This window comes from Streptomyces albiflavescens (genome assembly GCF_014645835.1).
GTDB lineage: Bacteria > Actinomycetota > Actinomycetes > Streptomycetales > Streptomycetaceae > Streptomyces > Streptomyces albiflavescens.
In genome coordinates, this window is sequence record NZ_BMMM01000007.1 from 88,699 (window position 1) to 107,013 (window position 18,315).

Annotated in this window: 18 protein-coding genes and 1 pseudogene; 6 read left to right on the plus strand and 13 right to left on the minus strand. The window is 70.0% G+C overall.

Going from position 1 to position 18,315, the window contains the following annotated elements; genetic code table 11:
* Nucleotides 1-113 precede the first annotated feature (113 nt).
* Complete coding sequence (locus IEY95_RS20200) at nt 114-1,013, minus strand: SCO1860 family LAETG-anchored protein (protein ID WP_189187464.1); 900 nt, start codon at nt 1,011-1,013, stop codon at nt 114-116.
* Between the two features lie 379 nt (nt 1,014-1,392).
* Here IEY95_RS20200 and IEY95_RS20205 point away from each other — a divergent pair, with 379 nt between their 5' ends.
* A complete protein-coding gene (locus IEY95_RS20205) occupies nt 1,393-2,658 on the plus strand; it encodes a serine hydrolase domain-containing protein (protein WP_189187465.1) in 1,266 nt (421 codons plus the stop codon).
* Nucleotides 2,659-2,690: 32 nt separating this feature from the next.
* Here the strand turns inward: IEY95_RS20205 and IEY95_RS20210 are convergent, their stop codons facing one another.
* Genes IEY95_RS20210 through IEY95_RS20225 form a run of 4 tightly spaced genes read right to left on the minus strand, consistent with a single transcriptional unit; the run spans nt 2,691 to nt 6,271 of the window.
* Nucleotides 2,691-3,782, minus strand: coding sequence for an amidohydrolase family protein (locus IEY95_RS20210; protein WP_189187466.1), 1,092 nt, complete (start codon nt 3,780-3,782; stop codon nt 2,691-2,693).
* Between the two features lie 34 nt (nt 3,783-3,816).
* A complete protein-coding gene (locus IEY95_RS20215; protein WP_308429328.1) occupies nt 3,817-4,596 on the minus strand; it encodes an amino acid ABC transporter ATP-binding protein in 780 nt (259 codons plus the stop codon).
* Entirely contained in the window at nt 4,593-5,426 is an 834-nt protein-coding gene (locus tag IEY95_RS20220) for an amino acid ABC transporter permease (RefSeq protein ID WP_189187467.1), read from the minus strand. Before IEY95_RS20220 ends, IEY95_RS20215 begins: the two co-directional genes overlap by 4 nt.
* Nucleotides 5,423-6,271 (minus strand): transporter substrate-binding domain-containing protein, encoded by an 849-nt coding sequence (locus IEY95_RS20225; protein ID WP_189187468.1) that lies wholly within the window; start codon nt 6,269-6,271, stop codon nt 5,423-5,425. Before IEY95_RS20225 ends, IEY95_RS20220 begins: the two co-directional genes overlap by 4 nt.
* 272 nt (nt 6,272-6,543) lie before the next feature.
* Here IEY95_RS20225 and IEY95_RS20230 point away from each other — a divergent pair, with 272 nt between their 5' ends.
* The 5 genes from IEY95_RS20230 to thpD all read left to right on the plus strand — a co-directional run bounded on the left by IEY95_RS20230 (nt 6,544) and on the right by thpD (nt 11,358).
* Nucleotides 6,544-7,644, plus strand: a complete 1,101-nt coding sequence (locus IEY95_RS20230) for a pyridoxal-phosphate-dependent aminotransferase family protein (protein ID WP_189187783.1) — start codon at nt 6,544-6,546, stop codon at nt 7,642-7,644.
* A gap of 494 nt (nt 7,645-8,138) precedes the next feature.
* Nucleotides 8,139-8,702: a diaminobutyrate acetyltransferase gene (ectA, locus tag IEY95_RS20235; protein WP_189187469.1), complete on the plus strand. Its 564-nt coding sequence runs from the start codon at nt 8,139-8,141 to the stop codon at nt 8,700-8,702.
* 47 nt (nt 8,703-8,749) lie between these two features.
* Nucleotides 8,750-10,021 (plus strand): diaminobutyrate--2-oxoglutarate transaminase, encoded by a 1,272-nt coding sequence (gene ectB, locus IEY95_RS20240; RefSeq protein ID WP_189187470.1) that lies wholly within the window; start codon nt 8,750-8,752, stop codon nt 10,019-10,021.
* Between the two features lie 37 nt (nt 10,022-10,058).
* Nucleotides 10,059-10,463: an ectoine synthase gene (locus IEY95_RS20245; RefSeq protein ID WP_189187471.1), complete on the plus strand. Its 405-nt coding sequence runs from the start codon at nt 10,059-10,061 to the stop codon at nt 10,461-10,463.
* Nucleotides 10,464-10,470: 7 nt separating this feature from the next.
* Nucleotides 10,471-11,358 (plus strand): ectoine hydroxylase, encoded by an 888-nt coding sequence (thpD, locus tag IEY95_RS20250; protein WP_189187472.1) that lies wholly within the window; start codon nt 10,471-10,473, stop codon nt 11,356-11,358.
* 125 nt (nt 11,359-11,483) lie between these two features.
* Here the strand turns inward: thpD and IEY95_RS20255 are convergent, their stop codons facing one another.
* From IEY95_RS20255 to IEY95_RS20285, 8 genes and pseudogenes are all read right to left on the minus strand, one after another.
* On the minus strand, nt 11,484-12,512 hold the full coding sequence (locus IEY95_RS20255) for a maleylpyruvate isomerase family mycothiol-dependent enzyme (RefSeq protein ID WP_189187473.1): 1,029 nt from the start codon (nt 12,510-12,512) through the stop codon (nt 11,484-11,486).
* A gap of 103 nt (nt 12,513-12,615) precedes the next feature.
* Entirely contained in the window at nt 12,616-13,212 is a 597-nt protein-coding gene (locus IEY95_RS20260) for an RNA polymerase sigma factor (protein ID WP_189187474.1), read from the minus strand.
* 53 nt (nt 13,213-13,265) lie between these two features.
* Nucleotides 13,266-14,315, minus strand: coding sequence for an aminotransferase class V-fold PLP-dependent enzyme (locus IEY95_RS20265; protein WP_189187475.1), 1,050 nt, complete (start codon nt 14,313-14,315; stop codon nt 13,266-13,268).
* A 96-nt stretch (nt 14,316-14,411) separates the two neighbouring features.
* Nucleotides 14,412-15,131, minus strand: coding sequence for a DsbA family oxidoreductase (locus IEY95_RS20270; protein WP_189187476.1), 720 nt, complete (start codon nt 15,129-15,131; stop codon nt 14,412-14,414).
* Nucleotides 15,132-15,265: 134 nt separating this feature from the next.
* Entirely contained in the window at nt 15,266-15,772 is a 507-nt protein-coding gene (locus IEY95_RS20275) for a GNAT family N-acetyltransferase (RefSeq protein ID WP_189187477.1), read from the minus strand.
* Nucleotides 15,769-15,873, minus strand: a pseudogene (locus tag IEY95_RS49115) (AraC family transcriptional regulator); the annotation flags it as partial. The pseudogene IEY95_RS49115 and the gene IEY95_RS20275, both read right to left, overlap by 4 nt.
* Nucleotides 15,874-15,912: 39 nt before the next feature.
* Entirely contained in the window at nt 15,913-16,521 is a 609-nt protein-coding gene (locus tag IEY95_RS20280; RefSeq protein ID WP_189187478.1) for a DUF1349 domain-containing protein, read from the minus strand.
* A 145-nt stretch (nt 16,522-16,666) separates the two neighbouring features.
* Nucleotides 16,667-18,196 (minus strand): aldehyde dehydrogenase (NADP(+)), encoded by a 1,530-nt coding sequence (locus tag IEY95_RS20285; RefSeq protein ID WP_189187479.1) that lies wholly within the window; start codon nt 18,194-18,196, stop codon nt 16,667-16,669.
* Nucleotides 18,197-18,315: the final 119 nt, after the last annotated feature.

An 18,315-nucleotide genomic window follows, 5' to 3' on the forward strand; every position in this document is an offset into this window, starting at 1 on the left:
CGGTTCCCCGCGCCCCTTTTCAGGGCCGCGGGGAACTGCGCAATCTTTTAGCGGGGGTCTGGGGGCGCAGCCCCCAGGGACGGGCAGGGGCGGAGGGGGCGAAAACACCCCCGTCAGCCTCGGCGACGGCGCGCCAAGACGATCGCTCCTCCGCCCGTCGCGAGCAGCGCGACCGCGCCCCCGGCGATGTACGGCGTCATGGAGCTGCCCCCGGTCTCGGCAAGGTCCGCCTCCGCCGGAGCCCCCTGGGGCTTCACGTCGGACGCCGGATCGGCCGGTTCGGCCTGCGGGGAAGCCGGGGACGAACAGGTCGACCCGGCCAGGGTCACCGTTCCCTCGACCTCGGCCACGTTCAGCTTCAACGGGTTGATGGACACCTTGAGTTCGAGCGCGGTCGCGGCCGCCGTACGGGACGTGGTCTCGGTCTTGGACAGGTCGAGGCGAACCTCACCGACCCCGGGCACCTTGACCTCCGTCGGCCCGCCGACCGACAGCGTCACCTTCTTCCCGAGGACGGTGACCTGGCCGAGCAGGTTCGCGGTGGCCACGGGCTTCTTCCCGGCCTCGCACGTCGCCTTCGAGGTCACCTGCTCCACCTCGATGAGCGACAGCAGCGGCAGCCCGGGGACATGGACCGCGGCGTGCGCGAGATCCGTGGAGCCCTCCGCCTTCCCGGCGGACACCGTGGCCTTCGCGGTGGCGACGTCCGCGCGCAGCACGCTGAACGCACGCCCGCCGTCGACACCGTCCAACCGCGCGGTGAGCGCGGTCTTCTGGGCGCTCTGCGGCGCCTGCACCTCGTTGAGGGAGACGGAGAGCGGAACGTCCACGGTCTTGTTGAGCAGGGACACGTCGAACCCGGTACGGAGCACGACGGCACTCGCGCGACCATGGTCAGTGGTCGCGTGAGCGGAGCCCGCGCCGGCCAGCGCCGCGGGACCGGCGGCGAGGACACCGGCGGCCGCCGCGGCGGCGAAACGGCGCGCGGGCATGCGGAAGTTGTAGCTGTTCAAGGGTGGGACCCCCATAGGAGAAAAGCTTGGGACCCGGAAAGAATTACGCACCGAGAGTGAACAGTCAGCAACCTGACGCGACTTCACTCCAACGTGGGGTTTCCGTGAATCAATTCGAATATCGCGGCACGCGCGTTCCCCGCCGTCACCCACTCAACTACCCCTGCGTGATCACGCCGGTTGATGCTCCGGCGCACGAATGAGGATGTCCGACGAGCCGGCCCAGCGGATCGTCACGCTCCGTCAATCATCTGAAGGCTTTCTGTAGTCACCGCACGTCCCGCCCGCTCGACGGGCGGCGGGACACGGGCGCTCCTATGCTGGTCCTGTAGGGCCTTGGGGCCCGGGTGGGGCGGGGCATCCACGCTTGGAGTCAGCCATGACGCACTCATCCGGACGCTTGCGCATGAGTGTCCTCACCGCCACGGCGGTGGGGACACTCATGATGCCCCTCGCGGGCGGGACCGCCTTCGGGGCACCCACGCTCGGTCCCGCGGCTGCCGCCACCGTCACCTCCACCGAACCGCCCTCGCCCTCCGCCTCGCCCTCGGACGGCGTCCGCGCGCTCACCCCTGATGTGATGCACCAGCTCGACGTGACCGTGCAGCAGGTCATGCGGCAGGCGAACATCCCCGGGGTGACCGTGGGCATATGGACACCCGACAAGGGGAGCTACGTACGGTCGTTCGGGGTCGCCGACAAGAGCAGCGGCCAGAGGATGTCGCCGGACCTGTACATGCGGATCGGCAGCGAGACCAAGACCTTCACCGTGTCCGCCCTGCTGCAGCTGGTCGACGAGGGCAAGGTGGGCCTGGACGATCGGATCGACAAGTACGTCTCCGGTGTGCCCAACGGCGACAAGATCACGCTGCGCCAGCTGGCCGGAATGCGCAGCGGGCTCTTCAACTACTCCGAGGATCCTGACTTCTTCAAGGCTCTGACGTCCGATCCGCAGCGGCCGTTCACACCGCAGCAGCTGCTCGACTACGCCTTCAAGCACCCCGTGCTGTTCCCGCCCGGCGAGAAGTTCTACTACAGCAACACCAACCTCATCCTGCTCGGCCTGGTCGTGGAGAAGGCCGGCGGTCGGCCGCTGGGGGACTACATCGAGAAGAACATCCTCCAACCGGCCGGAATGAACCACACGATCTTCCCGACCGACGCGGCGTTCCCGACCCCGCACGCGCAGGGCTACACGAACCAGACCGCAAACGGGAAGGTCGCGGAGACGGCCGACTGGAATCCCTCCTGGGGCTGGGCGGCGGGCGCGATGATCTCCAACCTGAACGATCTGCACACCTGGGCACCCACCGTGGCCACGGGCGTGTTCCCCGACGGTTCCCGCATGATCAGCCCTGTCACGCAGAAGCAGCGGCTCACCACACCCCCGACCACGATCCCTGGCGCCGGGTACGGCCTCGGCATCTTCAACGTCCAGGGCTGGATCGGACACAACGGCTCACTGCCGGGCTACGAATCCCTGACGATCTATCTCCCGTCGGCGAAGGCGACCGTCGTCGTGTTGCTGAACACCGACATCAACTATCACGACGCGGAGCCCAGCACCGTCATCGGTCAGGCCATCACGAAGATCGTCAGTCCGCAGCACGTCTTCAACCTGCCCGCGCAGCCGGCGGCGCACTGACCGCCGCACCAGGACCTGTCCATCAGAAGCCCCTAGCCGACCACCTGCCCGTTGAGCACCACCCGGCGCGGAGCCACCAGCACCCGGACGTCCGCCCGCGGATCCGCCTCGTACACCACGAGGTCCGCGGGTGCCCCCTCGTCGAGGCCGGGCCGCCCGAGCCATCGCCGCGCGCCCCACGTGGTGGCGGACAGCGCCGCTACGGGCGGGATGCCGGCGGTGACGAGTTCGGCGACCTCGGCGCCGGCCAGTCCGTGGGCGAGTGAGCCGCCGGCGTCCGTGCCGACGTAGACGGGGATTCCGGCGTCGTACGCGGCGCGCACCGTGTCGTAGCGCCGCTCGTGCAGTCGTCGCATGTGCGCCGACCAGCGCGGGAACTTCGCCTCGCCGCCGGCAGCGAGCTGCGGGAAGATCGCGATGTTCACGAGCGTGGGGACGATCGCGACCCCGCGATCGGCGAACAGCGGGATGGTGTCCTCGGTCAGGCCCGTCGCGTGCTCGATGCAGTCGATGCCCGCCTCGACCAGGTCCCGGAGCGAATCCTCCGCGAAGCAGTGCGCGGTCACCCGCGCGCCCAGGCGGTGTGCCTCGGCGATCGCCGCCTCCACGGCCCCGCGCGGCCAGCACGCGCCCAGGTCGCCCGTGCCGCGGTCGAGCCAGTCGCCCACCAGTTTGACCCAGCCGTCGCCGCGCCGGGCCTCCTGGGCGACGTACGCGACCAGGTCCTCCGGCTCGACCTCCCACGCGTAGTTACGGATGTAGCGGCGTGTACGCGCGATGTGCCTGCCCGCACGGATGATCTTCGGGAGGTCCTCGCGGTCGTCGACCCATCGGGTGTCGGAGGGCGAGCCCGCGTCCCGGATCAGCAGGGTGCCCGCGTCGCGGTCGGTCAGCGCCTGCTTCTCGGAAACGCCCTCGGGGACGGGGCCGTGGGTGTCGAGCCCGACGTGGCAGTGCGCGTCGACGAGACCGGGCAGCGCCCAGCCCTCGACGGTACGGACGTCACGGGCGTCGGCGGGACGCTCGTACGAAATCCTCCCGCCGACGACCCAGAGTTCGTCACGGACGTCGTCGGGCCCGACGAGGACCCGCCCCTTCACGTGCAGCACCGCGCGATCGCTCATGACGGCACCTTAATTCCTGCCGAACGGCTGGGCGCTAGGGGCCCTTTTCGGTCTCCTCCACGTCCGCCATCGCCGGGTCGAGGAGCCGGGACAGGAAGTGGCGGGTGCGCTCGTGGCTCGGGTTGCCGATGACCTGCGCGGGCGTGCCGTCCTCGACGATCACGCCGCCGTCCATGAAGACGACCCGGTCGGCGACCTCGCGCGCGAAGGTCATCTCGTGGGTGACGACCATCATCGTCATGCCCTCGTCGGCGAGCATCCGCATCACGGCGAGTACGTCGCCCACGAGCTCGGGGTCGAGCGCCGAGGTCGGCTCGTCGAAGAGCATCACCTCGGGACCCATGGCGAGCGCGCGGGCGATGGCGACGCGCTGCTGCTGGCCGCCGGAGAGAGAGGCCGGGTAAGCGTCGGCCTTCTCCGACAGGCCCACCCGCCGCAGGTTCTCGGCGGCGATCCGGGCGGCCTCCTCCTTGCCCCGGCGCAGCACCCGGCGCTGCGGCAGAGTCAGGTTCTCGGTCACCGACAGGTGTGGGAAGAGGTTGAACTGCTGGAAGACCATCCCGATGCGGCGGCGTACCGCGTCGATGTCGACGTCGGGGTGCGTGACCTCCGTGCCGCCGACCAGGACCTGGCCCTTGGTGGGCTCTTCGAGGAGGTTGACGCAGCGCAGCAGCGTGGACTTGCCGGAGCCGGACGGCCCGATGACGCAGACGACCTCGCCCTGCCCGACCTCCAGGTCGATGCCGCGCAGGACCTCGTTGTCGCCGAAGGACTTGTACAGGTCCCGGACGTGGATCTCTGGAGTACTGCTCACTTGGTGGCCTCCCCGGCCTTGGCCTCCAGGCGGCGTACGACGAAGCCGAGCGGCACGGTGACCAGCAGATAGCACAGGCCCGCGACGAGGATCGGTGTGGAGTTGGCGGTCTGGCTCGCCAGGTCGCGCCCGAACTTGGTGAGTTCGCGTTCCTCCAGGGTGACACCGAGGAACAGCACCAGAGAGGAGTCCTTGAAGAGGAGCACGAGCTCGTTGGTGAGCGGCGGGATCACGATGCGGAACGCCTGCGGAATGATGATCGAGACCATGGCTCGCGCGTGCGAGAAGCCCAGCGAACGGGCCGCCTCCATCTGCCCCTTGGGCACCGCCTGGATGCCCGCGCGGATCGTCTCCGCCATGTACGCGGCCGACACCAGGCCGAGCGCGAGCGCCACCTTGCCGTACGTGCCGCCGGGGATCTCCGTGCCCGGGAACGCCAAGGGCACGGCGACGCCCACGAAGACGAAGATCAACAGGGCGGGCAGACCGCGGAAGATCTCGATGTAGATGCCGGCGAGCCAGCGGTAGGGGCCCACCGGGGACAGCCGCATCAGGGCGATGACCATGCCGAGCACGAGACCGAACACGAAGCCGGACATCGTGTAGAGCACGGTGTTCTTCAGCGCCAGCGTGATGACGTCCGGGAACATCTGCTTGACCAGGTCCCACTGGGCGAACTGGTTCTTCAGACGTCCCCAGTCGGCCGTGACCGCGAGGGCGATCACGGCGGCGACGAAGACGACGTACTGCGCGCCGCGCGAGAGCGCGCGCTTCTGACGTCGGGTCAGGCCGGACTTGCGGGGCTGGACTTGTGCGTCGGCACCGCTCATGAGGCGGACGGGGCGGCGGAGGCCGCGGACTGGTCGTACGGGCCGATCCACTGCTCGTAGAGCTTCTTGTACGTGCCGTCGGCCTTCGCGCCCTTGATCGCCTTGTTGATGGCGGCGAGGAGCTTGGTGTTGCCCTTCTTCACCGTGAAGCCGTACTGCTCACCGGTGTTGAGGTTGTCGACCACCTTGAAGGCGTCGGCGTTGGCCTTGTCCTTCAGCCAGCCCTGGACGACCGGGTAGTCGATGACGACGGCCTGGACCTGGCCGGTGCGCAGGCCGTTGAGGACCGCGTCGGAGGACTCGAAGGAGACCGGGTCGAAGCCCTTCTTCGTCACGTAGTCCTCGCCCGTGGTCTGCGCCTGGGCGCCGAGCTTCTTGCCCTTGGACTTCACGTCGGCGAGGGAGTTGATGCCGCTCTTCTTGTCGACCAGGACGGCCTGCGTCGCGTCGAAGTACGGGTCGGAGAAGTCGACGTTCTTCTTGCGCTCCTCGGTGATCGTCATGCCGGCCGCGGCGAGGTCGCACTGGCCGGAGTTGAGGAACGCGCCCGTCTTGAAGTTCTCGAAGGGCGTGTCGACGATGGCCTGCTTCACACCGAGGTCCTTGGCGACCAGGTCGATGAGAGAGACGTCGAAGCCCTGCACCTTGCCGCCGATCTCCGACTGGAAGGGCGGGTAGGGGAGGTGCGTGCAGGTCGTGAGCTGGCCCGCCTTCACCACGGGGACCCCCTTGGCGGTGGCCTTGCCTCCTCCGCCGTCCGAGGAGCAGCCGGCCACGAGCAGCAGCCCGGCCGTCGCGGTGGTGGCGGCCAGAATGCGGGTCCGGCGTCCGAGGACCGAGTTCACGGAGACCTCCTATGGGGGAACTGTGGGTTCCGATTATAAGGAAAGGTTTGAGTTGCTCAAAACAATCCGATGGTTGCTGGGCCGCCCGGCCTCGGATCCGGTGCCGAAAGGGGTGCCGGTGGTCTCGTGCCGGGCGTAGCGGCCGCCGACCGGTACGCCCCTCCCCCACCGCGTCCGAGACCCACGGGATCGCCGGTTACGCTCAAAACCGCGCACCCGCGTGCCACAACGCGTATCCGCGCATCGAAACCGTGAGCGAAGAGAGCACCGCCGTGACCCACCCCTTCCTGGACCTGGCGCCGCTGAGCGCCACGCACTTCGCGTCGATCGAGGACCGCGTGGCCCGGCTGCTCTCCACCGAGCAGGACGTCGTGATCATGCAGGGGGAGGCGCTGCTCCCGCTGGAGGGGGCCATTCGCGCGACGGCCGGACCCGGCACGACCGCGCTCAACGTCATCACCGGTCCGTACGGACAGACCTTCGGGGACTGGCTGCGGGACTGCGGGGCCACCGTGATCGATCTGGCGGTGCCCTTCCACACCGCCGTCACCGCCGCGCAGATCCGCGAGGCCTTCGCCGAGCACCCGTCGATCGACTTCGTGTCGCTCGTGCACGCGGAGGCCGCCACCGGGAACACCAATCCGGTCGCGAAGATCGGCGAGGTCGTGCGTGAGCACGGCGCGCTCTTCTACCTGGACGCGGTCGCGTCGATCGGCGCCGAGCCGGTGCTGCCGGACGCATGGGGTGTCGACCTGTGCGTGATCGGGGCGCAGAAGGCGATGGGCGGCCCCGCGGGCGTGTCGGCGGTGTCGGTGAGCGAGCGGGCGTGGGCGCGGATGGCCGCGAATCCGACGGCGCCGCGCCGCTCGTATCTCTCCTTGCTGGACTGGAAGGAGAGGTGGGTCGACGGCGGGCGTAAGGCCCTGCTGCACGCGCCGGCGCAGTTGGAGATGCTGGCGCTCGAGGCGTGCGTCGAGCGCATCGAGGGTGAGGGGCTGGCCGCGGTGATGGACCGTCACGCCTCGGCCGCTGCGGCGACTCGGGCGGGGGCCGTCGCCCTGGGCGGCGGGCTCGAGCCGTATGTGTACGCGCCGTCCGACGCCGCACCTGTCGCCACGACGTTGCGGGTGCCGGTGGGGGTTGACGCGTCGGCGCTGGTCGCGAAGGCGCTTGCCGCCGATCCGGTGCTTCCGTTGGTCGCGGGTGGGGGTGCGCTCGCAACGTCGATGATCCGGGTGAACCACTATGGGCCCGATGCGACGCAGGGGGTCGTCCACTCCAGCCTTGCGGGGCTTGGGGCCGCGTTGGCCGAGTTCGGCGTCGCGGTGGATCTGGAGGGGGCGCGACGGGCTGTGGCGGGGGTCTGGGGCTGAGGCCCGAGCGATAGTTCGCCCCCTCCGCCCCTACCCGTCCCGTACCAGCCTTCGGCTGCGGGTTCGTGGGGGCTTGTCGCGCGGTTCCCCGCGCCCCTTTTCAGGGCCGCGGGGAACTGCGCAATCTTTTAGCGGGGGTCTGGGGGCGCAGCCCCCAGGGACGGGACGGATAGGGGCGGAGGGGGCGAAAAACTCCCGCCTATCCAGTAATTAATTCGGCGCAGCTTCCCGCATTCTTCTGCCCGCTTTTTCCGTGCCTAAACGCAAAGATTTCGCGAAGGCCAACCGACGTAATTCGGGCAGATCTCGTGGCCATTACGTGGCTGTGACGCACTCCACACCCCGCCCGTTTCCTCCACTATTTCCGGATGAAAACGGGACTTATCGCCGTCGACTCACGCACCCTTCACGGGCGCGTGATAACACATGGGCGCGCCGCACGTAACCCCGATCGACGATGCAATTTGAACTTTCGCTCGGTAAATTCAATCCGCATGACCGCCGCCCACGCAGACCTGCAAGCGGAATTCCTGGAAATGCCGGAGGGCCTTCGGATCGACCGTCCGGAGGTGGCCGACGGGGCCGCGCTCTGGCGTATCGCCAAGGACTCCAGAACCCTCGATCTCAACTCCTCGTACAGCTATCTGCTCTGGTGCCGTGACTTCGCCGGCACGTCGGCGGTGGCGCGCGACGAGGAGGGGACGCCCGTCGGTTTCGTCACCGGATACATCCGGCCCGAGCGCCCGCGCACACTGCTCGTCTGGCAGGTGGCCGTCGACGGCGCCTACCGCGGACGCGGGCTCGCCGCGGCGCTGCTCGACGGGCTGACCGCACGGGTCGCCGAGGAGAGCGAGCACGCGCCGACCACCGTGGAGACGACGATCACGCCCGGCAACACCGCCTCCGAGCGCCTGTTCACGTCGTACGCGCGACGCCACGGCGCGACCGTCGAGCGCGAAGTCCTGTTCCAGGCCGGGCAGTTCCCCGACGGGACGCACGATCCCGAGGTGCTGTACCGCATCGGTCCCCTCTCCCCCGCCTCCCCCCTCTCCCGCTGACCTGCCCCGATCTTCTTCTCCCCCCACGCTTCGAGGAGCGATTCGCTGTGAGCATCACCCAGCCCGACCTGAGCGTCTTCGAGACCCTGGAGTCGGAGGTGCGCAGCTACTGCCGCGGCTGGCCCACGGTCTTCGACCGGGCGCAGGGCAGCCGGATGTACGACGAGGACGGGCACGCGTACCTCGACTTCTTCGCCGGCGCGGGGTCGTTGAACTACGGGCACAACAACCCTGTACTCAAACGGGCCCTCATCGACTACCTGGAGCGCGACGGCGTCACGCACGGGCTCGACATGTCGACGACCGCCAAGCGGGCCTTCCTCGAGGCCTTCCAGAATCTTGTCCTGCGGCCGCGCGATCTGCCGTACAAGGTCATGTTCCCGGGGCCGACCGGCACCAACGCCGTGGAGTCCGCGCTGAAGTTGGCGCGGAAGGTGAAGGGGCGCGAGGCGATCGTGTCCTTCACCAACGCCTTCCACGGGATGTCGCTCGGGGCGCTCGCCGTGACCGGGAACGCCTTCAAGCGGGCCGGCGCCGGGATTCCGCTCGTGCACGGCACTCCGATGCCGTTCGACAACTACTTCGACGGGCAGGTCCCCGACTTCCTCTGGTTCGAGCGGCTGCTCGAGGACCAGGGGTCGGGGCTCAACCAGCCCGCCGCGGTCATCGTCGAGACCGTGCAGGGCGAGGGTGGCATCAATGTCGCGCGGCCCGAGTGGTTGCGGGCCCTCGCCGACCTGTGCGCGCGGCGCGACATGCTGCTGATCGTCGACGACATCCAGATGGGCTGCGGACGGACGGGAGCGTTCTTCTCCTTCGAGGAAGCGGGCATCGTGCCCGACATCGTGACCGTCTCCAAATCCATCAGCGGGTACGGGCTTCCCATGTCCCTGTGCCTGTTCAAGCCCGAGCTGGACATCTGGGAGCCGGGCGAGCACAACGGGACCTTCCGCGGCAACAACCCCGCGTTCGTCACGGCCACCGCAGCCCTGGAGGCGTACTGGGCCGACGGCTCCGTCATGGAGAAGCAGACCCGTGCCCGCGGCGAGCAGATCGAGCAGGCGCTGATCTCCATCACCGAGGAGAACCTCGCCGACGTCAAGGAGTACCGGGGGCGGGGACTCGTCTGGGGCATGGAGTTCACGGACAAGGAGCGCGCTGGGCGTATCGCGCAACGCGCCTTCGAACTCGGGCTGCTCATCGAGACGTCCGGGCCGGAGGGCGAGGTCGTGAAACTTCTCCCGGCGCTCACCATCACCCCCGACGAGCTCGACGAGGGGCTGCGCACCCTCGCCCGCGCCGTACGCGAGACCGCCTGACCCACACCGAGCCACGAGAGAGAGGCATCGCACCACCGTGATAGTCCGTTCGTTCAAGGACATCGAAGGCACCGACCGGCATGTCAGGTCGGCCTCGGGCACCTGGGAGAGCAAGCGCATCGTCCTCGCCAAGGAGAAGGTCGGCTTCTCCGTGCACGAGACGATCCTGTACGCGGGTACGGAGACGTCGATGTGGTACGCGAACCACATCGAGGCCGTCGTGTGCGTCGAGGGCGAGGCCGAGCTCACCGACGACGAGACCGGGCGGAAGTACACGATCACGCCCGGCACCATGTACCTCCTCGACGGTCATGAGAGGCACACCATGCGGATCAAGGAGGACTTCCGCTGCATCTGCGTCTTCAACCCTCCCGTCACCGGACGGGAGGACCACGACGAGAACGGCGTCTACCCCCTGCTCACCGAACCCGAGGAGGTGTGAGAAGCGCATGACCACCCTCACCGATCTCTACCCCAGCCGCGGCGCCACCGAGGTGTCCGTGCCCCGCCAGGACCCGGTCGTGTGGAGCGCGCCGGGCGAGCCCGGACCGATCGCGGTGTCCGAGCTCCAGGCGTACGAGCGTGACGGCTTCCTCCCCGTCGAGGAGCTCATCGCCGAGGACGAAGTCGCCGTGTACCGGCAGGAGTTGGAGCGCATCGTCGGCGATCCGGCGATCCGTGCCGACGAGCGGTCCATCATCGAGCCGAAGTCCCGGGAGATCCGGTCCGTCTTCGAGGTGCACCGGATCAGCGAGGTCTTCGCCCGTCTCGTCCGTGACGAGCGCGTGGTCGGGCGGGCCCGGCAGATCCTCGGCTCGGACGTCTACGTCCACCAGTCGCGGATCAACGTCAAGCCGGGCTTCGGGGCCAGCGGCTTCTACTGGCACTCGGACTTCGAGACCTGGCACGCCGAGGACGGTCTGCCGAACATGCGGACCGTGTCCGTCTCGATCGCGCTGACCGAGAACTACGACACCAACGGCGGCCTCATGATCATGCCGGGGTCGCACAAGACGTTCCTCGGCTGCGCGGGCGCCACACCGCAGGACAACTACAAGAAGTCGCTGCAGATGCAGGACGCGGGCACGCCCTCCGACGAGGCGCTCACCCGCTTCGCCAACCGCCACGGGATCAAGCTCTTCACGGGCCGGGCCGGTTCGGCGACCTGGTTCGACTGCAATTGCATGCACGGCTCCGGGGACAACATCACCCCGTTCCCGCGCAGCAATGTCTTCATCGTGTTCAACAGCGTGGAGAACGCGGCCGTGGAACCGTTCGCGGCGCCGGTGCGCAGGCCCGAGTTCATCGGGGCGAGGGACTTTACGCCGGTGCGGTGACTCCGTTCCGGTCGGCGGAGCCGACCCGCGGCGAAGCCGCCATCAGACACAGCATCGGGGCGAGGGACTTCACACCGGTGCGGTAGTCGGCATGCGTGGCCCGGCACTTCACCTGAGTGCCGGGCCTACAGCCACGCCAGTGAAGCGGCCCGCTCCAGTACGTCCCTGATCGCGGCGTCGTCCCCCGCCGCGCCCCGGGGCACCTCGTCGGGTGCGTACCGCCCGCCCACCAGCAGGCAGAAGTCGACGGGATCCAGGGCGAGTTCGGCTCGTACGGGCTCGTCCTCGGAACCGAGCACCCACTGGGCGTCGGGCTCTCCCCCGGTCACCGCGAACAGCACCGGCGGTGCCGTGGGGCCCAGGGCCATGCCGAGGATGCGGACGGCCAGCCGGACGAGTTGCCACAGGTGTGGATCCGGGGGCGGGGGCACGGCGAGCCCGAGGGCCCGTCCGATGTCGTCGGTGTGGATCCATGCCTCGAAGGCCCGCACGACGAAGTGGTCTGCCACGGGCAGCCGTACGCCCATCAACGTGGTGGCGTGCGCGGCCCGTTCGGGATCCCTCGCCTCGGGCGTGGCCAGCAGCGCGGCGGCCTGCGCGGTCCACGCGGCAACGGTTTCCTCGGGCGTCCGCCGCTGCTCGTAGGCGATCACGGCGGCGGTCCGCGCGGCCCAGGCGTCCGCCCATCCCGTCCCCTCCGCGACCGGGGACTCCGGCACCCGCGCCGCCAGGCCCAGTCGTCGCGCCAGCGGCTCGTCCGCCGCGATCAGGTGCGCCACCGTGGCGTGCACGTCCCAGTCGTGCACGACCGGCGCACCCCAGGGACCATGACCGTCCAACTCCCGCAACAGGGCCTGGAGTCCGGCGACGGCGGCGGCGTACGGGGCGGCGTGCGAGGCCACCCGGGGTGCCGCGGGACGGGCGCGCAGGGCGACAGTGAGGACGCCGTCGATACCGGCCAAGGCACCGTTCGCCAGGGGCGGCCGTGGGGCGCCGCCCAGCAGTCGTACCGTCTCCCGCAGCCGTTCCGCCTCCGCCGCGCAGGACTCGCACTCCGCCAGGTGCAGGGGGACCGTCTTCTGGTCGGCGGGGGTCAGTGCGCCGACGGCCCAGGCCCCCAGCAGGTCCCGTACGCCTTCGTGGTCGGTGCTCATCACATGCCGTCCTTCCGGGCCACGGCCGGTATGGTGGCCGCGCCTCGCCCCGCTGTGGCCACCCTACGCACGCCCGGCACGGCCGGGCCCACTCGCGCCGCCATCACGCGCCCCTCTCCAGCGCCGGATCCGGTGGGTCGGCCAGGGATTCGGCGAGCTTGCGCAGGGCGGAGCGCAGCCGGGTCTTGGCCGTACCCTCGGGGATCCCCAGTTCCACGGCGGCCTGTCGGTAGGTGCGGCCCACGAAGTAGGCGAGGTGGACGACTTCCCTCTGCGGCTGCGGGAGTTCGGCGAGGGCGGTGTGCAGCAGCAGCGAGCGTTCGCGGTCGACGACCGTCTCGTCGGGGCCGGGTCCGGCGTCGGGGATGGCGTGCAGCGCCGAGTCGTCCGCGCGGGCGTCCTTGCGGTGCCGGGCCTCGCTGCGCACCCAGTCCACGGCCCGCCGGTGGGCCAGCATGGACAGCCAGGTGCGCAGCGAGCCGCGGCGCGGATCGAAGGCGTACGGCCTGCTCCACAACTGCGCGAAGACCTCCTGCGCCACATCCTCGGCCGCGGCCGGGCTGCGCGTGACCCGGACGGCGACCCGTCGCACGAGCCCGCCGTACGCGGCATACGCCTCGGCCAGCGCGGTCTCGTCCCCGTACACCAGCCGCCGATGCAGCTCGGCGTCCGTGAGCGTCGGATCCACCGGCACCACCACCTCGTGGTGCCTTCCTAGCGCCCTCCCGGACCCCGCGCCAGAGGGCGAGCCCCTCAGCCGGACAGGACGTCCAGCAGCCGGTCGACATCCGCGGGCGTGTTGTACAGGTGGAACGCGGCCCTCAAGTTGCCCGCACGATCCGACACTTCGACACCGGCGCGGCTCAAGTCGGGCTGATGATGCCCGAGTTCGGGTACGGAGACGATCGCCGAGCCGGGCGCGGGGATCGGTTCGTGGCCCAAGGCGTGCAGACCCTCGCGGAAGCGGTCGGCGAGAGCGAGGTCATGGGCGTGTACGTTCGCCACGCCCAGCTCCTCGATCAGGGCGAGGGAGTGCCGGGCACCGGCGTACGAGAAGAGGCTCGGGCTCTCGTCGAACCGCCGTGCGGAGTGGGCGAGTTCCTCGACGGGGCCGTAGCAGCTGTCCCAGGGAGCCTCCCCCGCGACCCAGCCCGCGAACACCGGGGTGAGCCCGCCGAGGTCCTCCGGGACGACCAGAAAGGCCACGCCCCGCGGGCAGACGAGCCACTTGAAGGCGACGGAGGAGACGTAGTCGTACGCGTCCGCCCGCAGGGGCAGCCATCCGGCGGCCTGGGACGCGTCGATGTACGTACGTGCCCCGTGCGCCCGCGCGGCGTCGCGGATCGCCTCCAGGTCGGCGATCCGCCCATCCGCGGACTGCGCGGCGCTGACCGCGACGAGCGCCGTGCCCGGGCGTACGGATTCGGCCAGCCGCTCCAGCGGTACGGCACGGACCTTGAGATCACCGCGGACGTGGAAGGGGGTCACGACGGAGCTGAAGTCCGCCTCGGCGGTGAGGACTTCGGCGCCCTGCGGCAGCGAGGCGGCGATCAGTCCGCTGTAGACGGCGACCGAGGCCCCGGCCGCCACCCGGTGTCCGGGAACCCCGACCAGCCGGGCGAACGACGCGCGTGCGGCCTCGACGTCCGCGAACATGTCGGCCGGCCTGCCGGCGGCGACGGACTCGACGGCGGTGCGCATGGCGGCCACCGTGCGCGCCGGTACGAGTCCGGTGCTCGCGGTGTTCAGGTAGGTGTTCTCCGGGGCGAACTCGGCACGTACGAGGCTCTCGAAGGTCTCCATGGGACCACTCTGCGGTCCCATGGATCCCCCGTCCATTGCCGATTTTTACGTGGAACCGCTAAGAGGCGCTTATATGTGCGCGCCGACCTGCGCTTTTCAGTTCTGCGGAACCGCGCATCCGTCCGGGCCGCAGGCCTCCGCGTCGGCGGAACCGTCCTGGATCAGCTTGAGCGGCGGCCGCTCGCCCCACGCCTGGGTCAGCGCCTGCGCGAAGACCTCGGCGGGCTGGGCACCGGAGACGCCGTACTTGCGGTCGAGGACGAAGAACGGCACCCCGTTCGCGCCGAGCTCGGCCGCCTCACGCTCGTCGGCGCGCACATCGTCGGCGTACGCGGACGGGTCGGCTATCACCTTGCGGGCGGCGTCGGCGTCGAGCCCGGCGGCGACGGCCAGCTCCACGAGCCGTTCGTCGTCGTCGAAGACAGTGCGCTCCTCGGCGAAGTTCGCCTTGTAGAGCAGACCGATCAGCTCGTCCTGCCTGCCCTGCTCCTTGGCGAAGTGCAGCAGGCGGTGCATGTCGAAGGTGTTGCCGTGGTCGCGGTCCCGGGTGCGGTACTCCAGGCCCTCGGCGGCGGCCTGCACGCCCAGGTTCTCCTCGCCGGCCTGCGCCTGCGCCTCGCTCATGCCGTACTTCTTGGTGAGCATCTTGATGACCGGCTGGATGTCGCCCTTGGCACGGCCCGGGTCGAGCTCGAACGAACGGTGCACGACCTCGACCTCGTCGCGGTGCGGGAAGGCGTCGAGCGCCTTCTCGAAGCGGGCCTTGCCCACGTAGCACCACGGGCAGGCGATGTCGCTCCAGATCTCGACGCGCATGTCTTCGGCTCTCTCCAGGTCGTACGAGTACGGGGTACGAGGACACCCTCCAAGGACGTCGTTGCGTGAACGTTCAAGCGGCTGGTTTCATTCCCCCCGTCTCCGTGACGGTCGTCCCCCCGTCACGGAGACGGTCATTCCCCGGTCACGGAGAAGCGCAGGTCCAGGTGGTGGTCACCCTCGGCCGGCGGGTTCTCCGGATCGGGGATCCAGCCGAGGCGGGCATAGAAGGCCTGGGCGCGCCGGTTGTCGACGTGCACGTCGAGGACGGCGGTGCGCTTGCCGTCGGCCTGCCACTCCTCGATGCAGGCGGCGTGCAGCGCGGTGCCGATGCCGCGCCGCCAATGGTCGGGGTCGACGTGGAACTGAAACAGCTTGACCGTTTCCGCGGGGGCGCCCTCGGGGGTGCGGAAGGAGGCGATGCCCGTGATCCGGCCCTCGTCGACGACACACAGCACATGCCCGTCCGGCCGCTCAATGACGCTCTGCCAGGCCGCGAGCCAGTCGGTGCCGTCCTGCGGGATCCCGTCCGGGTAGTACGTCGCCCGGGCCCGGGCATGCAGGGCGGCGATGGCCGCGGTCTCGGCGGGGAGCGCGGTCCTGATCACCCGGCCCACTCGGTTCACTCGGTCTTGGATCATGCAACCGAGGACGCTCCTGAGACGGCCTCAGTTCCCAGACGGTTGAACTGGGTGCGGTATGCACTCGGGGTGAGGCCGGTACGGCGGACCAGATGGCCGCGCGGGCACGGGCGGTCCCCAGGTAAGGACGGAGGGGGTGATCAGCTGCCGTCTCTCAAGTCCCGCGGCCAGTTCGGGCGGAACTCGATGCCGTCGTAGGTCACCACGCAGCCCTCGCCCATGGGCGACTGGGCCATGAAACCGACGAGAGCCGCCTCGGTCTCCTTCTCCTCGTCCAGCGTGAAGAGGCGGACGAAGGTCCAGCGCTCGCCGTCGCGCGAGGCGTGGAAGGCGAAGGCGCGGCCTGTGCGGCTCACCCGGAGCCACACGGAACTGCCGTCCACGGTGAAGGAGTTGGCGTCGTCGGAGTGCCCCCGGGTGACCACTGTGCAGACGGTGGGCACGTCCGGGGAGTACTCCAGGCACAGCTTCGCCCAGGCCCGCTCCCCCACGTGGACGTAGAGGACCCCCGCGTCGAAGGAGGCCGCGAAGCCCACCGTGACCCGGGCGATCAGCTGGAAGTCCCCCTCGGGCGCGCCGAGCAGCCGGGGCGCGTCGGAGGCGGGGTCCAGGCCCTCACCGGTGGGCGGCACGAAGCGGTCCTGGCGGGGTCCGGCCCAGCCGGTGAGCACTCCGTCCTCGTACGACCAATGGCCGTCGGGGCCGTAGGTGCGGAGGGGGAAGGGGAGTTCGGGGAGTTCGACGTCCATCCGGTGAGTCTCTCAGGTCCACACCCGCGCCCCGAAAGGGGCGCGGGGCAGTGACAGATGCGGCTCCGCCGCTCGGGTGCGACACGCCACGGACGGCCCGCAGCTCACGGACAAGCGAGAGTCCGACGGCGCGCCCGCCGGAGCGCTACCGCTCCAGACGGCCGTCGAAACGACGCGGCAACCCCAGCGGATTGTCGTCCCGCAGCTCCACCGGCAGCAGCGCCTCCGGCGCGTTCTGGTACGCCACCGGCCGCAGCCAGCGCTCGATCGCCGTGCCGCCCACCGACGTCGAGGTCGAGGTCGTCGCCGGGTACGGACCGCCGTGGTGCTGGGCGGGAGCGACCGCGACACCCGTCGGCCAGCCGTTCACGAGCACGCGCCCCGCGAGCGGCGTCAGCTCGGCGAGGATCTCCGCGCCGCGGCCCTCACCGGCGGCCTCCTCGGTGGAGAGCTGAACGGTCGCGGTGAGGTTGCCGGGGAGACGGGAGAGGACCGCGCCGGCCTCGGACTCGTCCTCGTAGCGCGCGACCACGGTGAGCGGGCCGAAGCACTCCTCCAGGAGCAGGTCGTGCTCGCCCTCGGTGGTGAGCTTCTGCGCCGGCACGGTCAGGAAGCCGGGGCTCACGGTGTGCTCGCCACCCGCGCCGGGGGTCACCGGGGACTCCACGTCGGGGAGTTCGGCGCGCGCGGCGACACCCGCGATGAAGTTGTCCCGCATGCGGTGGTCGAGGAGCACACCGGCGTCCGTGTCGCTGACCGCGTCCGTCAGCGACTTCACCAGGCGGTCGCCCGCCGCGCCCGCGGGCGCCAGCACCAGGCCCGGCTTGACGCAGAACTGGCCGACACCCAGCGTCATCGAGCCCGCCAGCCCGGTACCGATCGCCTCGGCCCGCTCGGCGGCGGCGGCCTCGGTGATCACGACGGGGTTCAGGGAGCCCAGCTCGCCGTGGAACGGGATCGGCACGGGCCGGGCGGCCGCCGCGTCGAAGAGGGCACGACCGCCGCGTACCGAGCCGGTGAACCCGGCGGCGGCGATCAGCGGGTGCCTGACCAGCTCGACGCCCGCCTCGAAGCCGTGGACGAGGCCGACGACTCCCTCGGGGATGTCGTGCTGGGCTGCGGCCCGGCGCAGTACGGCCGCGACCAGCTCCGACAGCGCCGGGTGGTCGGGGTGCGCCTTGACCACGACCGGGCATCCCGCGGCCAGTGCGCTCGCCGTGTCGCCGCCCGCGACGGAGAAGGCGAAGGGGAAGTTCGAGGCGGAGTAGACGGCGACGACGCCCAGCGGCACCTTGTAGCGGCGCAGATCCGGGATCGGCGGGGTCGCGGTGTCGTCGGGGTGGTTGATCACGACGTCGAGAAAGGCGCCCTCGTCGACGATGTCCCCGAAGGCGCGCAATTGGTAGCAGGTGCGGGCGAGTTCGCCGGTGAGCCGGACCGGGCCGAGCGCGGTCTCCGCGTCGGCGGCCTCGACGAGCTGGTCCTTGGCGCCTTCGAGCAGGTCGGCGGCGGTGCGCAGGAACGCGGCGCGTACGGTGCGGTCGGCGAGCGCGGGGCGTGCGGCCTGCGCGGCGCGTACTGCCTCGTCCACCTCCTGGGCTGTGGCCTCCACCGCAACCTGTTCACGCTGCTTCCCGGTACGGGGGTCGACACTCCAGACTGGTGCTGCTGCCACCGCGGATCCCTCCAGATATGTTGCCGCAGTTCTTCACCGCAGTTCTTACGTCACCCACCAGGGACGTTCGATATACTGAACGCTGTCTCTGTTGGTGAATATGATGCGGAGACTATTTC

Coding starts and splice junctions, on each gene's coding strand:
- IEY95_RS20205 (WP_189187465.1), top strand. CDS start 1,393: ATGACGCACTCATCCGGACGCTTGCGCATGAGTGTCCTCACCGCCACG.
- IEY95_RS20210 (WP_189187466.1), bottom strand. CDS start 3,782: ATGAGCGATCGCGCGGTGCTGCACGTGAAGGGGCGGGTCCTCGTCGGG.
- IEY95_RS20220 (WP_189187467.1), bottom strand. CDS start 5,426: ATGAGCGGTGCCGACGCACAAGTCCAGCCCCGCAAGTCCGGCCTGACC.
- ectA (WP_189187469.1), top strand. CDS start 8,139: ATGACCGCCGCCCACGCAGACCTGCAAGCGGAATTCCTGGAAATGCCG.
- thpD (WP_189187472.1), top strand. CDS start 10,471: ATGACCACCCTCACCGATCTCTACCCCAGCCGCGGCGCCACCGAGGTG.
- IEY95_RS20255 (WP_189187473.1), bottom strand. CDS start 12,512: ATGAGCACCGACCACGAAGGCGTACGGGACCTGCTGGGGGCCTGGGCC.
- IEY95_RS20265 (WP_189187475.1), bottom strand. CDS start 14,315: ATGGAGACCTTCGAGAGCCTCGTACGTGCCGAGTTCGCCCCGGAGAAC.
- IEY95_RS20270 (WP_189187476.1), bottom strand. CDS start 15,131: ATGCGCGTCGAGATCTGGAGCGACATCGCCTGCCCGTGGTGCTACGTG.
- IEY95_RS20275 (WP_189187477.1), bottom strand. CDS start 15,772: ATGATCCAAGACCGAGTGAACCGAGTGGGCCGGGTGATCAGGACCGCG.
- IEY95_RS20280 (WP_189187478.1), bottom strand. CDS start 16,521: ATGGACGTCGAACTCCCCGAACTCCCCTTCCCCCTCCGCACCTACGGC.